A 14081-nucleotide genomic window follows, 5' to 3' on the forward strand; every position below is an offset into this window, starting at 1 on the left:
CGGGAAAGGTTTTTTTGCGACATAAACTCGGTTGGCCCGCCCACCCCCGCTCCCACAGGGGATTCGCGTTACCAACAGATTCATCACAGTCCTTTCACGAATACCTCACGAACACGCCCCTAGACTTCCTCCAAAGGCCGTTGCACGGCCGGGAGTCCGAGATGTGGCGTTATGTGGGTGTCGTAGCTGTGTTGATGTTGCTCGCGGGTTGCCAGACCACCCACGAAGATCTGATTGCCAAGGGTTATCCACCCGCCTTCGCCGACGGCTTCGATGACGGCTGCAGCAGTGGCCGTCAGGCGGCCGGGGTGATCAGCGGCGAGTTCCGCAAGAACGTTCCGCGCTATCTCCAGGACAAGCAGTACGCCGAAGGCTGGGGCGATGGTTTCCGCCAGTGTCAGGCCATGCGTGAAAGCGAGGACCGCGATGACTATCGCAGCCACCATTGGGACGAGCGAGAAAAAGCCTGGCAGCAGCAGAAAGACCAGGACACCGCCCGGGCGTTTCGCTCGCAATGAGTCGCTGACAGACATCCGTCGAAACTAAAAGCCTGTGACCATGGCCCAAACCCTATAACGGGAGGAAACCATGAGTCGTGCTTTCGTCAATGAAGATAACGCCGCCGCGCAAGCCGATCAGCCCGTCGAACGGCAGGTCAGCGCGCAGCCTAATTACGTCACGCCGGCGGGACTGGCGCAGCTTCAAGCGAAAGTCGCCGAGCTGCAGCAACTGCACAGCGAACAGTCGGCCAAGGGCGAGCGGGCCGACAAACAACGCCTGGCCGATCTTGAGCGGGACTTGAGGTACTTCAATCAGCGCCTGCACAGCGCCCAGGTCGTGACCGCTGCCAGCTCAACGCAAAAGGTGCAGATCGGCAGCCGTGTGACGTTCGTCGATGAAAACGGCACCGAACAAACGGTGCAGCTGGTGGGTGAGGATCAGGCCGACGCGTCCGCGGGCCTGATCAACTGGGGTTCGCCGCTGGGTCGGGCGCTGGTCGGCGCGCAACTTGGCGACGAGGTGCTGTGGCAACGCCCGGCGGGCGATCAGACAATCGAAGTCGTCCGCATCGAACCGGCTTAAACCACGCCCTGGGCGAGCATGGCGTCGGCGACTTTGACGAAGCCGGCGATGTTCGCGCCTTTGACGTAATTGACCCGACCGTTTTCTTCGCCGTAGTGCACGCAAGCGTGGTGGATGGACTGCATGATCCCGTGCAACTTGCTGTCCACTTCACCACCGGTCCACAGCAGACGCATGGCGTTCTGCGACATTTCCAGCCCGCTGACCGCGACACCGCCAGCGTTGGACGCCTTGCCCGGCGCAAACAGAATGCCGGCGTCGATGAACAGGTCCACGGCTTCCAGGGTGGTCGGCATGTTCGCGCCTTCCGCCACACAACGGCAGCCGTTGCGCAGTAATGTGCGGGCCGCCTCGGCGTCGAGTTCGTTCTGGGTCGCACACGGCAGTGCGATGTCGCACGCCAGATTCCACGGTCGCTGACCGGCCCGGAATTCAAGATCGAACCCCGTGGCCAGCTCGCTGATTCGCCCACGCTTGACGTTTTTCAGTTCCAGCAGCGCCTGCCATTGCTCTTCCGTCAAACCGCTTTCGCAATACAGCGTGCCTTCGGAATCAGACAGTGAAATCACCTTGCCGCCCAGGTCCATGACCTTGCGCGCCGCATATTGCGCCACATTGCCCGAACCCGAGATCGCCACGCGTTTGCCTTCGACGGTTTCGCCACTGCGCTTGAGCATTTCCTCGGCGAAGTACACGCAGCCGAACCCCGTGGCTTCCGGGCGAATCAGGCTGCCGCCATAGCTTGGGCCTTTGCCGGTCAGAACGCTGGTGAACTGATTGCTCAGGCGCTTGTACTGGCCAAACAGGAAACCGATCTCACGGGCGCCAACGCCGATATCCCCGGCCGGCACATCAACGTCTGCGCCGATGTGCCGGTACAGCTCGCTCATGAAAGCCTGGCAGAAGCGCATGACTTCGGCGTCGCTTTTACCTTTCGGGTCGAAGTCCGAGCCGCCCTTGCCGCCGCCCATTGGCAATGAGGTCAGGGAGTTCTTGAAGGTTTGTTCGAAGGCGAGGAATTTCAGGACACCAAGGTTCACCGAAGGATGGAAGCGCAAGCCGCCCTTGTACGGACCGATCGCGCTGTTCATCTGCACGCGGAAACCGCGATTGACCTGCACCTTGCCCTGATCGTCGACCCAGGACACCCGAAACACGATCGCCCGCTCCGGTTCGCAGATCCGCTCCAGAATGCCCGAAGTCAGATAATGCGGATTGGCTTCGAGAAACGGCCACAAGGTGCGCAGGACTTCTTCCACGGCCTGGTGGAATTCCGGTTGGTCGGGGTCGCGTTTTTTCAGGCGAGCGAGAAAGGTGTCGACGGATTCGATCATGGAAAAGTCTCGGCGAATTTATTGTCGTTGGAAGAAAGTGGGCCGGACTTTAGCAAACGATTCGCGCACAAGAACAGCGCAAAATGTCGCTTTTATGAAATTAAATGGTGCACAGGATATAAATAAAGCGCTCTTTTGGGGTGAAATCGCACCATAGAAGGGAGTTGCAGTTTCAGGTTTGCACCATTCATTACACCGCTATCGCTTGCAGGCAAGCTCCCCCAGGGATAGGCGCCGAACAGGATTTCTTGCCTGCACAACGCTTTGTGAGAGCTGGCCTGCCAGCGATGAATTCATCCCGGTCCCGAAAAGTACGCATAAAAAAACGGAGCCCGAAGGCTCCGTTTTTTTTATGCAACCCGCCGAATCAGGCCAGTTTCTTGTGCCGTACACGGTGCGGTTGGGCAGCCGCTTCGCCAAGGCGTTTTTTGCGATCGGCCTCGTACTCGGTGTAGTTGCCTTCGAAGAACACCGCTTGCGAGTCGTCTTCGTACGCCAGAATGTGCGTCGCGACGCGGTCCAGGAACCACCGATCGTGAGAGATCACAATGGCAGCGCCCGGGAAGTCCAGCAGCGCTTCTTCCAGGGAGCGCAGGGTTTCAACGTCGAGGTCGTTGGACGGTTCGTCGAGCAGCAGGACGTTGCCGCCCTCTTTCAGGGTCAGGGCCAGGTGCAAGCGACCGCGCTCACCACCGGACAGGTCCTTGACGAACTTCTGCTGATCGCCGCCCTTGAAGTTGAAGCGACCGACATAGGTACGCGACGGAATCTCGTAGTTGCCAATGCGGATCTGATCCGAACCGTCGGAGATTTGCTGGAACACCGTCTTGCTGCCGTCGAGGTCTTCACGGCTCTGGTCAACGCAGGCCAGTTGCACGGTTTCGCCGACTTCGATGCTGCCCGAATCCGGTTGCTCCTTGCCCATCAGCATGCGGAACAGGGTCGACTTACCGGCACCGTTACCGCCGATCACGCCGACGATCGCGCCTTTGGGCATGGAGAACGACAGGTTGTCGATCAACACGCGATCGCCGTAGCCCTTGGTGACGTTCTTGAATTCGATGACCTTGTCGCCGAGGCGCGGACCGGCCGGGATGTAGATCTCGTTGGTTTCGCTGCGCTTCTGGAATTCCTGCGATTGCATTTCTTCAAAGCGTTGCAGACGAGCCTTGGATTTGGACTGGCGGGCCTTGGCGCCTTTGCGCACCCACTCCAGTTCTTCCTTCATGGCTTTTTCGTGAGCCGATTGTTGCTTGGATTCGGCGGCCAGACGGTCGGACTTGGCTTCGAGCCAACCGGAATAGTTGCCCTCGTAAGGGATACCAGCGCCGCGGTCGAGTTCGAGGATCCAGCCGGCCACGTTGTCCAGGAAGTAACGGTCGTGCGTGATCGCGACCACGGTGCCCGGGAAGTCGTGGAGGAAATGCTCGAGCCAGGCGACGGAATCGGCGTCCAGGTGGTTGGTCGGTTCGTCGAGCAGCAGCATGTCCGGCGCGGACAGCAGCAGGCGGCACAGAGCCACACGACGTTTTTCACCACCGGACAGGTGTTCGACCTTGGCGTCCCAGGCCGGCAGACGCAGCGCATCGGCGGCGACTTCCAGCTGGCGCTCCAGGTTGTGGCCGTCGCCTGCCTGCAGAATGGCTTCGAGCTTGGCCTGTTCAGCGGCCAGCTTGTCGAAGTCGGCATCCGGTTCGGCGTAAGCGGCGTAAACCTCGTCCAGGCGTGCCTGGGCGTCCTTGATCACGCTAACCGCTTCCTCGACCACTTCACGCACGGTCTTGGTCGGGTCCAGGATCGGCTCCTGAGGCAGGTAACCGATGTTCAGCTCCGGCATCGGGCGGGCTTCGCCTTCGAACTCGGTGTCGACGCCGGCCATGATTTTCAGCAGCGTGGATTTACCCGAGCCGTTGAGGCCGAGCACGCCAATCTTGGCGCCGGGGAAGAAGGACAGCGAAATGTTTTTCAGGATTTCCCGCTTCGGCGGAACAACTTTGCCCAGCCGATGCATGGTGAAGACGTATTGAGCCATGGAGAACCTTGGGTCAGTGACAGATGAATGATTGGAGCGCGGGCGATGCCCGGCCAGACCGTGCGCGTCGTCCGACTGATAACGATCAATACGTGCGCGCTGAAAAAAGTCTGATTCTAGGAGCTGGAACGCTCCCGCGTAACCGGCAAAGCTACCTGAATGACGAGAGGCAGTCCAGCCGGCAGGGGCTGGCACTTTGCCACAACTCAAGGCATGCTAGCCGCCCTTCGGGCGTCCGGCTTATAGTGCACGTCGCGCCAGTCCAGCCAAACCGCAGGATTACAGTTTGTCCAATGACACTCCGCCCCTGACCACCCGTGCACCGACTGCTGCGCCCGGCTCCCCCCTGCGCGGAACCTTCAAGGGCGCGCTGGCGACACTGGTGTTGTTGCTGCTCGCCCTGCTGTTCTGGCAGTTGCTGGATCAGCTTCACGAAACACAGCAAAACCAGCGCCAGTCCACGATCGACTACACCGCCGACCTGGCCGCGCAAGTCAGCCTGAACATGTCGCTCAACGCGCAGATCGCCCTCAACCTGCTACCGATCGTCGAACAACCGCAAAGTGCCGACGAACAGCAGGAGCTGCTGCGCAAACTGCAAAAATCCCTGCCCGACCTGCTCAGCTTCGCCTTATTGAGCCCCTCCGGCAAAGTCCTCAGTGACAGCGCCGCCGACAGCGACGACGCCGACTACCTCGCCGAGCTGGTCCGGCGCAGCCGCCGTCAGACGCACTATTTCAGCAACGCCGATAATGGCTCGATGGTTTACCTGCTGCTGCATCAGGCCAGCGGCAGTACCCGTGGCTACTGGGCGCTGCGGCTGAAACCGAGCTTTTTCTCGTCGCTGACCAAGCAGAACGAAACCGGGATCCGCCCGATGTGGCTGGTGGAGAACCGCGTCAATCACCAGGTCATCAGCCGCGACGAGTCGCGGCCCTCGATCACGTCCGCCGACCTGACAGAAGACGATGTGGCCAACAGCGTACTGACGGTCCCGTTGAGCAGCAGCGACTGGCAATTGCGTGGTCTGTTCGACCGCAAACGCGTTATCGAAGAACTGCTGCCGGCGTTCATCGGTAAATGCCTGCTGGGGCTGGCGTTCTCCTTGCTGCCGCTGATCGCCCTGCTGAACATGCGCCGCCGCCAGCGCCAGGTGACGGAAGGTCGCCGGCGTTATCAGGATATTTTCGAAGGCACCGGCGTGGCGCTGTGTGTCCTTGACATGTCAGGCCTCAAGGGCGCTTTCGACAGAGCCCGCGTACACGACAGCGATCAACTGCGGGCCTGGCTGGAATCCTCGGCACAACGGGATCAATTGCTACAGGAGCTGCGGGTCACCGAAGTCAACCAGGTCGCCCTGCAGTTGCTTAACGTCAACAGCTGCGAACACGCCTGGAAACTGCTGATCGATGGCAATCCGCTGGACGGCACCGCCATCGGCAATCAAGTGCTCGACGCGGTGCTCAACCAGCAGAAACAGCTGGAACTGGAGATCAGGCTTCCCGACGCCCATGGCCGCGACCAGCACCTGTGGCTGGTGCTGCGCCTGCCGGAAGATCAGGACGACTATAAAGCGGTGATCCTGAGCATCAACGACATCACCAGTCGCAAACTCATTGAATTGTCGCTGCTCGAGCGTGAAGGGTTCTGGTCCGACGTAGTGCGCACGGTGCCGGACCACCTGTACGTGCAGGACGTGATCAGCCAACGCATGATCTTCAGCAACCATCACCTCGGCCAGACCCTCGGTTACAACCGCACCGAGCTGCATCAGATGGGCGAATACTTCTGGGAAATCCTGCTGCACCCCGAAGATGCCGACTATTACCATCGCTCGCGGCAGAGCCAGCGGCATGCCGGCTACGCGCAATTGCTGCAGTGTCAGCTGCGCTTCCGTCACCGCGACGGCAAATGGCGCCGTTTCGATATTCGTGAACAAGCGCTGGCGCGGGACAAACATGACCAGGTCACGCGGATCATCGGCGTGGCCAAGGACGTCACCGAACAGATCGAGGCCAGCGAATCCCTGCGCGACAGCGAACAGCGCTACCGGATGCTCGCCGAGAGCATCAGCGACGTGATTTTCTCCACCGACAGCCAGCTCTCGCTGAACTACGTCAGCCCGTCGGTGCACGCCGTCCTGGGCTACGACGTCGACTCGATTTTTCAGAACGGCTGGCAGACGACCATTGCCAACCCTCAGCAATTGACCGGCATCTACAACCTGATGGACCGCGTCAGCCAGGCGCTGGATAAACCTGAGCAGCTGGCGCTGTTGCGCAGCCAGGTGCAGACGCAGCTGTTCCTGTTCGATTGCCTGCGGGCCGATGGGCGCAAGATTCCCATCGAATTGCGCCTGGTGCTGGTGTGGGACGAGCATGGCGCCTTCGAAGGCGTCCTTGGCGTCGGTCGCGACATCAGCCAGCAACGCCGCGCCGAGAAAGACCTGCGTATGGCGGCCACGGTATTCGAGCACTCGACTTCGGCGATTCTGATCACCGATCCGGCCGGTTACATCGTCCAGGCCAACGAAGCCTTCAGCCGCGTGAGCGGCTACGCGGTGGAGCAAGTGCTCGACCAGTTGCCAAATATGCTGACCGTCGACGAGCAGCAGGAAGCGCATCTGCGCTACGTGCTCAAGCAGTTGAATCAGCACAGCACCTGGGAAGGTGAAGTCTGGCTCAAGCGCCGCAACGGCGAGCATTACCCGGCATGGGTCGGCATCACAGCGGTGCTCGACGACGAAGGTGATCTGGCCAGTTACGTGTGTTTCTTCAGCGATATCAGCGAGCGCAAGGCCAGTGAGCAGCGAATTCATCGCCTCGCCTATTACGACGCCCTGACGCACCTGCCCAACCGCACGCTGTTCCAGGACCGCCTGCACACCGCGCTGCAATCGGCGGACCGACAGAAGTCGTGGGTGGTGCTGATGTTCCTCGACCTCGACCGTTTCAAGCCGATCAACGACTCCCTGGGCCACGCCGCTGGCGATCGCATGCTCAAGGAAATGGCCACGCGTCTGCTCGGCTGCGTCGACGATGACGACACCGTGGCGCGCATGGGCGGCGATGAATTCACTTTGCTCCTGCAACCGCGGGTCAACCGCGAAGGTGCCCTCAATCGGGCGATTCATGTGGCGGAGCAGATTCTCGCCAGCCTGGTCAAACCGTTCGTGCTCGAAGGCCGTGAGTTCTTCGTGACGGCGAGTATCGGCATTGCCCTGAGCCCGCAGGACGGCAATGAACTCAGTCAGCTGATGAAGAACGCCGACACCGCGATGTACCACGCCAAGGAGCGCGGCAAGAACAACTTCCAGTTCTATCAGGCGGACATGAACGCCAGCGCCCTGGAGCGCCTGGAACTGGAAAGCGACTTGCGCCATGCCCTGGAGCAAGACGAATTCATCCTGTACTACCAACCGCAATTCAGCGGCGACGGCAAACGCCTGACCGGCGCCGAAGCCTTGCTGCGCTGGCGCCATCCGCGTCGTGGCCTGGTGCCGCCGGGGGATTTCATTCCCGTGCTCGAAGAGCTCGGGCTGGTGGTGGATGTCGGCGACTGGGTGTTGACCGAGGCCTGCCGCCAGCTCAAGACCTGGCATCAGGCCAAGGTGCGGGTGCCGAAAGTGTCGGTGAACATTTCCGCCCGGCAGTTCTCCGATGGGCAGCTCGGCATGCGGATCGCCACCATTCTCAAGGAAACGGGCCTGCCGCCGGCGTGCCTGGAGCTGGAACTGACCGAAAGTATCCTGATGCGCGAAGTCAGCGAGGCGATGCAGATTCTGGACGGGCTGAAAAACCTGGGCTTGAGCATCGCCGTCGATGACTTCGGCACCGGCTATTCATCGCTCAATTACCTCAAGCAATTCCCGATCGACGTGCTGAAAATCGACCGCACCTTTGTCGACGGTTTGCCGTCGGGCGAACAGGATGCGCAGATCGCTCGGGCGATCATTGCCATGGCCCACAGCCTCAACCTGGCCGTGATCGCCGAGGGCGTGGAAACCCACGAACAGCTCGACTTCCTGCGTGAGCACGGGTGCGACGAGGTTCAGGGGTATCTGTTCGGCCGGCCGATGCCGGCGGGGCGGTTTGAAGCGCAGTTCAGTAATGATGCGTTGTTCATGTTCGACTGATGTCATGTGGTGAGGCGATGGGGCCACACGATCACCGCTGATCCCGTCATGAAGCCCACTTGTCTGCGACATGATGTCCTTTCATATGCCATCTAAAACCCGTTGGGTTAGAATGCCCCCCTTTTCTGCCCCGATCCTTGAGGACCGCCATGTTCAGCCGTGATTTGACTATTGCCAAGTACGACGCCGATCTCTTTGCCGCCATGGAGCAAGAAGCTCAGCGTCAGGAAGAGCACATTGAGCTGATCGCTTCGGAAAACTACACCAGCCCTGCGGTGATGGAAGCTCAAGGCTCGGTACTGACCAACAAGTACGCCGAAGGCTACCCGGGCAAGCGCTACTACGGTGGTTGCGAGTTCGTCGACGTGGTTGAGCAACTGGCCATCGACCGCGCCAAGGAGCTGTTCGGCGCCGATTACGCCAACGTCCAGCCGCACGCCGGTTCGCAAGCCAACAGCGCCGTGTACCTGGCCCTGCTGCAAGCGGGCGACACCATCCTGGGCATGAGCCTGGCCCACGGCGGTCACCTGACCCACGGCGCCAGCGTTTCCTCCTCCGGCAAGCTGTACAACGCCGTGCAGTACGGCATCGACGCCAATGGCCTGATCGACTACGACGAAGTCGAGCGCCTGGCCGTTGAGCACAAGCCGAAAATGATCGTGGCCGGTTTCTCTGCCTATTCGCAGATCCTCGACTTCCCGCGCTTCCGTGCCATCGCTGACAAAGTCGGTGCCTACCTGTTCGTCGACATGGCTCACGTGGCCGGTCTGGTCGCCGCTGGTGTCTACCCGAACCCGGTGCCATTCGCCGACGTCGTGACCACGACCACCCACAAGACCCTGCGCGGTCCACGTGGCGGCCTGATCCTGGCGCGCGCCAACGCCGATATCGAGAAAAAGCTGAACTCCGCGGTATTCCCGGGTGCCCAGGGTGGCCCGCTGGAGCACGTGATCGCTGCCAAGGCAATCTGCTTCAAGGAAGCGCTGCAGCCTGAGTTCAAGACCTACCAGCAACAAGTGGTGAAAAACGCCCAGGCCATGGCCAGCGTGTTCATCGAGCGCGGTTTCGACGTGGTCTCCGGCGGTACGGAAAACCACCTGTTCCTGCTGTCGCTGATCAAGCAGGAAATCTCCGGTAAAGACGCCGACGCCGCTCTGGGCAAAGCGTTCATCACCGTGAACAAGAACTCCGTGCCAAACGATCCACGCTCGCCGTTCGTCACTTCCGGCCTGCGCTTCGGTACTCCGGCCGTGACCACTCGCGGCTTCAAAGAGGCCGAGTGCAAGGAACTGGCCGGCTGGATCTGCGACATCCTGGCTGACCTGAACAACGAAGCGGTGATCGACGCCGTGCGTGAGAAGGTCAAGGCCATCTGCAAGAAACTGCCGGTGTACGGCGCTTAACCGCAGTCGCGACAAAGAAAAACCGGCCAGATTGGCCGGTTTTTTTATGGGTACAGGACGGTGCGCTCAGGTGTGGGAGCGAGCCTGCTCGCGATGGCGACATCAGTCTCGACAGGTCAAAACGCCGTATTACGCCGCAACCCGCGCAAACCCTTCACGAATCTTCTCTTCCGGCAAATCATCGGCAATAAACACGATCACACTTTCCCGTGCCTCGCCTTCCGCCCACTCCGTATCCCAATCGAATCCGTACAGTTTCAGGACACCCTGAAACACCATGCGCCGCGGCTCGCCCAGAATGTTCAACACGCCTTTGTAGCGCAGCAGTTGCTTGCCATGGTCTTCCAGCAGCGCGTTCATGAACTCGCTGAGCTTGTCGATATCCAGCGGCTTGTCGGTACGCAGCACCAGGCTGGAAATGCGGTCGATCGACGGGGCCTTGCTCGCCGGACGCAAACTCACGCCGCCACCGAGATCGGCATTGAGATTGAAACCGCGCACGTCGAGCAATTCAGCCAGATCGATCTGGCCATGGTCGACGAGGCGGATCGGCGCACGCCGGTTGATGCGGGTCAGGCGTTCGCTTAATGCGCTGAAAGTCGCCTCGTCCACCAGATCGCGCTTGCTCACCAGCAGACGGTCAGCGAAACCGATTTGCGCCTGGGCGATGGTCTGGGTCAGGTGCACGTCGGCGTGCGCGGCGTCGACCAGGGTGATGATGCCGTCGAGGAGGTAACGCTCGCGCAGCTCCTCGTCGATGAAGAAGGTCTGCGCCACCGGTGCCGGATCCGCCAGGCCGGTGCATTCGATCACCAGACGGTCGAAGGCGATGTCGCCACCGTCCAGGCGCTCGAGCAACAGGTAAAGCGCCTTGGTCAGGTCGGTGTGGATAGTGCAGCAGACGCAGCCGTTGGACAGCGTCATCACTTGCACCGGCTCGTCGCCCAACAGTTGGGTGTCGATGCCGGCGTCACTGAATTCGTTTTCGATCACGGCGATTTTCAGGCCGTGCTCAGCTTTGAGCAGGTGGCGCAACAGCGTGGTCTTGCCGGCGCCGAGGAAGCCGCTGAGGATCGTGACCGGGATGGGGGAGGACAACTGGAGTCTCCTGCTTTCACAAAATTAAAAAACAACACAAAACAAATGTGGGAGCTAGCCTGCTAGCGATGGCGGACTGTCAATCAACAGTGATGTTGAATGTTCAGTCGCCATCGCCAGCAGGCTAGCTCCCACAGGGATTGCTGTTAACCCGACGACCGGATTAACAACACTTCGGCCCACCCTTGCCACCGTAACGAGCCTCTTGACGCTCCCGGAAGAACATCTCGTAGCTCATCACCGGTTTGTCCGGGTGCTTGGTTTGCATGTGCTCGACGTAGGTGTCGTAGTCGGGCATGCCGACCATCAGGCGCGCAGCTTGCCCAAGGTATTTACCGAGGCGACTCAGGTCATTGAACATGCTGCACTCCTCGATTACGCGTCCGGCAGGGCCTGGAACGGTGCTTCTTTATCCGTACGCTCTTTTTGGCCCCAGGCGGCAATGCCGACCTTGAGCGCATAGAACAGGATACTGAACACCACGAACAGGAACAGCGCGGTCAGCGTTGCGTTGGTGTAGGCGTTGAAAATCACGTGCTGCATTTGAGTGATGTCCTTGGCCGGGGCGAGGATCTGACCATTGGCCAGGGCATCGCTGTATTTTTTCGCCAGCGACAGGAAGCCAATCGCCGGGTTGGCGTCGAACAGCTTGATGAAACCGGCCGTGGTGGTGCAGATCAGCAGCCAGACCGCTGGCAGCATGGTCACCCAGATGTAGCGTTGACGCTTCATTTTGATCAGCACGACGGTCGCCAGCATCAGCGCGATACCCGCCAGCATCTGGTTGGAGATACCGAACAGCGGCCACAAGGTGTTGATGCCACCCAGCGGATCGATGACGCCCTGGTACAGCAACCAGCCCCACATCGCCACACAACCGGCCGTAGCGATCAGGTTGGCGGTCCAGGATTCGGTGCGTTTCAGCGCCGGCACGAACGAGCCGAGCAAGTCCTGGAGCATGAACCGACCGGCACGGGTGCCGGCGTCGACTGCGGTCAGGATGAACAGTGCTTCGAACAGGATCGCGAAGTGGTACCAGAATGCCATGGTGTTTTCACCCGGCAGGACACTGTGCAGGATCTGCGCGATACCGACCGCCAGGGTCGGCGCACCGCCGGCGCGGGCCAGAATGGTGGTTTCACCGATGTCCTTGGCCACCGCTTGCAGCGCTTCCGGAGTAATCGCGAAGCCCCAGCTGCTGACGGTTTGGGCCACAGCCATCACGTCACCGCCGACCACTGCCGCCGGACTGTTCATCGCGAAGTACACGCCTGGCTCGATCACCGAGGCCGCCACCATCGCCATGATGGCGACGAAGGATTCCATCAACATCGCGCCGTAACCGATGTAACGGGCGTTGACCTCGTTATCCAACAGCTTCGGCGTGGTACCGGAAGAGATCAGCGCGTGGAAACCCGAGACCGCGCCACAGGCGATGGTGATGAACAGGAACGGGAACAGGCCGCCCTTCCACACCGGGCCAGTGCCATCGATAAACTGGGTCAACGCCGGCATTTTCAGCTCAGGCATGGTGACCAGAATGCCGATCGCCAGGGCGATGATGGTGCCGATTTTCAGGAACGTCGACAGGTAGTCACGGGGTGCCAGGATCAGCCACACCGGCAACACCGCCGCGACGAAACCGTAACCGATCAGCATCCATGTAATCTGGATACCGGTGAAGCTGAAGGCCTTGGCCCAGACCGGGTCCGCGGCAATCTGCCCGCCGAGCCAGATCGAACCGAGCAGCAGCAACACGCCGATCACCGAGATTTCGCCAATGCGGCCCGGGCGTATGTAGCGCATGTAAATGCCCATGAACATCGCGATCGGGATGGTCGCCATCACCGTGAAAATGCCCCATGGGCTCTCGGCCAGGGCTTTGACCACGATCAGCGCCAGCACCGCGAGGATGATGATCATGATCAGGAAGCAGCCAAACAGCGCGATGGTGCCGGGGATACGGCCCATTTCTTCACGGACCATGTCGCCCAGGGAACGACCGTTGCGGCGAGTGGACATGAACAGGACCATGAAGTCCTGAACCGCACCGGCCAGTACCACGCCGGCGATCAGCCACAGCGTGCCGGGCAAATAGCCCATCTGCGCCGCCAGGACCGGACCGACCAAAGGCCCCGCGCCAGCGATGGCCGCGAAGTGGTGTCCGAAGAGAATGTGTTTATTGGTCGGAACGTAGTCCAGACCGTCGTTATTGAGCACGGCGGGGGTGGCCCGTCGTGAATCAAGTTGCATCACATTGTTAGCGATGAAGAGACTGTAGTAACGGTACGCGACCAGATAAATGGCCACGGCAGCGACCACGATCCACAAGGCGTTGATCGCCTCGCCTCGGCGCAACGCCACGACGCCAAGGGCGCACGCGCCTACGATTGCCAGCAGAAGCCAGGGTAAGTGGCGTAGCAGGCTATTATTATTTTTCATTTTTTTATTCCAGCCAGGGTGGACAAGAAAGACAGCCACCTCGAGTTTAGCTCTCCTGACGGCAAAGGCCATACCCCGACATTGGTCTAGGCGCCTGTGCTGGCTGGCAGGCTTTAACAATGCGGGTCTATAGTCAGCGAACAATTTCGAGGATTGCGCCATGAGCGAGCACCCCGCCGATCGCCGCCGCTTCAAACGAATTGCGTTCGATGCCCGAACCGAGCTCAGCCAGGGACAATTCATCTGGCCGGTGAAGCTGATCGATCTGTCGTTGAAGGGCTTGCTGATTCAGCGTCCCGAGCCGTGGCTGGGCCATCGGAACGAGGATTTTGCTGTCGACATTCATTTGAGCGATGACGTCGAGATCAAGATGGATGTGCAGTTGACCCACGAGGATCACGGCCAGCTCGGGTTCGTGTGCCGGCATATCAGCCTGGAATCGATTGAGCGTCTACGGCGGCTGATCGAGCTCAACCTCGGTGACGAGGCTGAGCTGGAGCGGGAGTTGGGCGCGCTGATAGAAGTCTGACAGCCCCCACTTTCCAATGTGGGAG

Annotated in this window: 10 protein-coding genes; 5 read left to right on the forward strand and 5 right to left on the reverse strand. The window is 60.4% G+C overall.

All coding sequences use genetic code 11. The annotated features are described in order from the left end of the window. The first annotated feature begins 161 nt into the window (after window positions 1-161). Window positions 162-518: a hypothetical protein gene (locus tag NTD84_RS18965; protein ID WP_262168481.1), complete on the forward strand. Its 357-nt coding sequence runs from the start codon at window positions 162-164 to the stop codon at window positions 516-518. 70 nt (window positions 519-588) lie between these two features. After that, window positions 589-1083 (forward strand): GreA/GreB family elongation factor, encoded by a 495-nt coding sequence (locus tag NTD84_RS18970; RefSeq protein ID WP_262168483.1) that lies wholly within the window; start codon window positions 589-591, stop codon window positions 1081-1083. Here the strand turns inward: NTD84_RS18970 and gdhA are convergent. Together gdhA and ettA are read right to left on the reverse strand one after the other, a co-directional pair. After that, the gene (gene gdhA, locus NTD84_RS18975) at window positions 1080-2417 is read right to left on the reverse strand and encodes an NADP-specific glutamate dehydrogenase (RefSeq protein WP_262168485.1); all 1338 of its coding nucleotides are present in this window, start codon (window positions 2415-2417) and stop codon (window positions 1080-1082) included. The genes NTD84_RS18970 and gdhA overlap by 4 nt on opposite strands. Window positions 2418-2784: 367 nt before the next feature. Beyond that, entirely contained in the window at window positions 2785-4449 is a 1665-nt protein-coding gene (gene ettA / locus NTD84_RS18980; protein ID WP_262168487.1) for an energy-dependent translational throttle protein EttA, read from the reverse strand. 286 nt (window positions 4450-4735) lie between these two features. On the opposite strand from ettA, the gene NTD84_RS18985 reads away from it, so the two are divergent. Both NTD84_RS18985 and glyA read left to right on the forward strand, forming a co-directional pair. Continuing rightward, window positions 4736-8584, forward strand: a complete 3849-nt coding sequence (locus tag NTD84_RS18985) for a bifunctional diguanylate cyclase/phosphodiesterase (RefSeq protein ID WP_262168489.1) — start codon at window positions 4736-4738, stop codon at window positions 8582-8584. A 149-nt stretch (window positions 8585-8733) separates the two neighbouring features. Beyond that, entirely contained in the window at window positions 8734-9987 is a 1254-nt protein-coding gene (gene glyA, locus NTD84_RS18990; RefSeq protein WP_262168491.1) for a serine hydroxymethyltransferase, read from the forward strand. Window positions 9988-10116: 129 nt separating this feature from the next. Here glyA and yjiA read toward each other — a convergent pair whose 3' ends face one another. The 3 genes from yjiA to NTD84_RS19005 all read right to left on the reverse strand — a co-directional run bounded on the left by yjiA (window position 10117) and on the right by NTD84_RS19005 (window position 13527). Beyond that, window positions 10117-11085, reverse strand: a complete 969-nt coding sequence (yjiA, locus tag NTD84_RS18995) for a GTPase (RefSeq protein WP_262168493.1) — start codon at window positions 11083-11085, stop codon at window positions 10117-10119. Window positions 11086-11248: 163 nt separating this feature from the next. Continuing rightward, entirely contained in the window at window positions 11249-11446 is a 198-nt protein-coding gene (locus NTD84_RS19000) for a YbdD/YjiX family protein (protein WP_003228401.1), read from the reverse strand. Between the two features lie 14 nt (window positions 11447-11460). Beyond that, a complete protein-coding gene (locus NTD84_RS19005; RefSeq protein WP_262168495.1) occupies window positions 11461-13527 on the reverse strand; it encodes a carbon starvation CstA family protein in 2067 nt (688 codons plus the stop codon). Between the two features lie 160 nt (window positions 13528-13687). On the opposite strand from NTD84_RS19005, the gene NTD84_RS19010 reads away from it, so the two are divergent. Continuing rightward, complete coding sequence (locus tag NTD84_RS19010; protein ID WP_262168497.1) at window positions 13688-14056, forward strand: PilZ domain-containing protein; 369 nt, start codon at window positions 13688-13690, stop codon at window positions 14054-14056. The last annotated feature ends 25 nt before the right edge of the window (window positions 14057-14081 follow it).

Origin of the sequence: Pseudomonas sp. 14P_8.1_Bac3 (assembly GCF_025466085.1) — a bacterium.
Lineage (GTDB): Bacteria > Pseudomonadota > Gammaproteobacteria > Pseudomonadales > Pseudomonadaceae > Aquipseudomonas.

Coding starts and splice junctions, on each gene's coding strand:
- NTD84_RS18965 (WP_262168481.1), top strand. CDS start 162: ATGTGGCGTTATGTGGGTGTCGTAGCTGTGTTGATGTTGCTCGCGGGT.
- NTD84_RS18970 (WP_262168483.1), top strand. CDS start 589: ATGAGTCGTGCTTTCGTCAATGAAGATAACGCCGCCGCGCAAGCCGAT.
- gdhA (WP_262168485.1), bottom strand. CDS start 2,417: ATGATCGAATCCGTCGACACCTTTCTCGCTCGCCTGAAAAAACGCGAC.
- ettA (WP_262168487.1), bottom strand. CDS start 4,449: ATGGCTCAATACGTCTTCACCATGCATCGGCTGGGCAAAGTTGTTCCG.
- glyA (WP_262168491.1), top strand. CDS start 8,734: ATGTTCAGCCGTGATTTGACTATTGCCAAGTACGACGCCGATCTCTTT.
- NTD84_RS19000 (WP_003228401.1), bottom strand. CDS start 11,446: ATGTTCAATGACCTGAGTCGCCTCGGTAAATACCTTGGGCAAGCTGCG.
- NTD84_RS19005 (WP_262168495.1), bottom strand. CDS start 13,527: ATGAAAAATAATAATAGCCTGCTACGCCACTTACCCTGGCTTCTGCTG.
- NTD84_RS19010 (WP_262168497.1), top strand. CDS start 13,688: ATGAGCGAGCACCCCGCCGATCGCCGCCGCTTCAAACGAATTGCGTTC.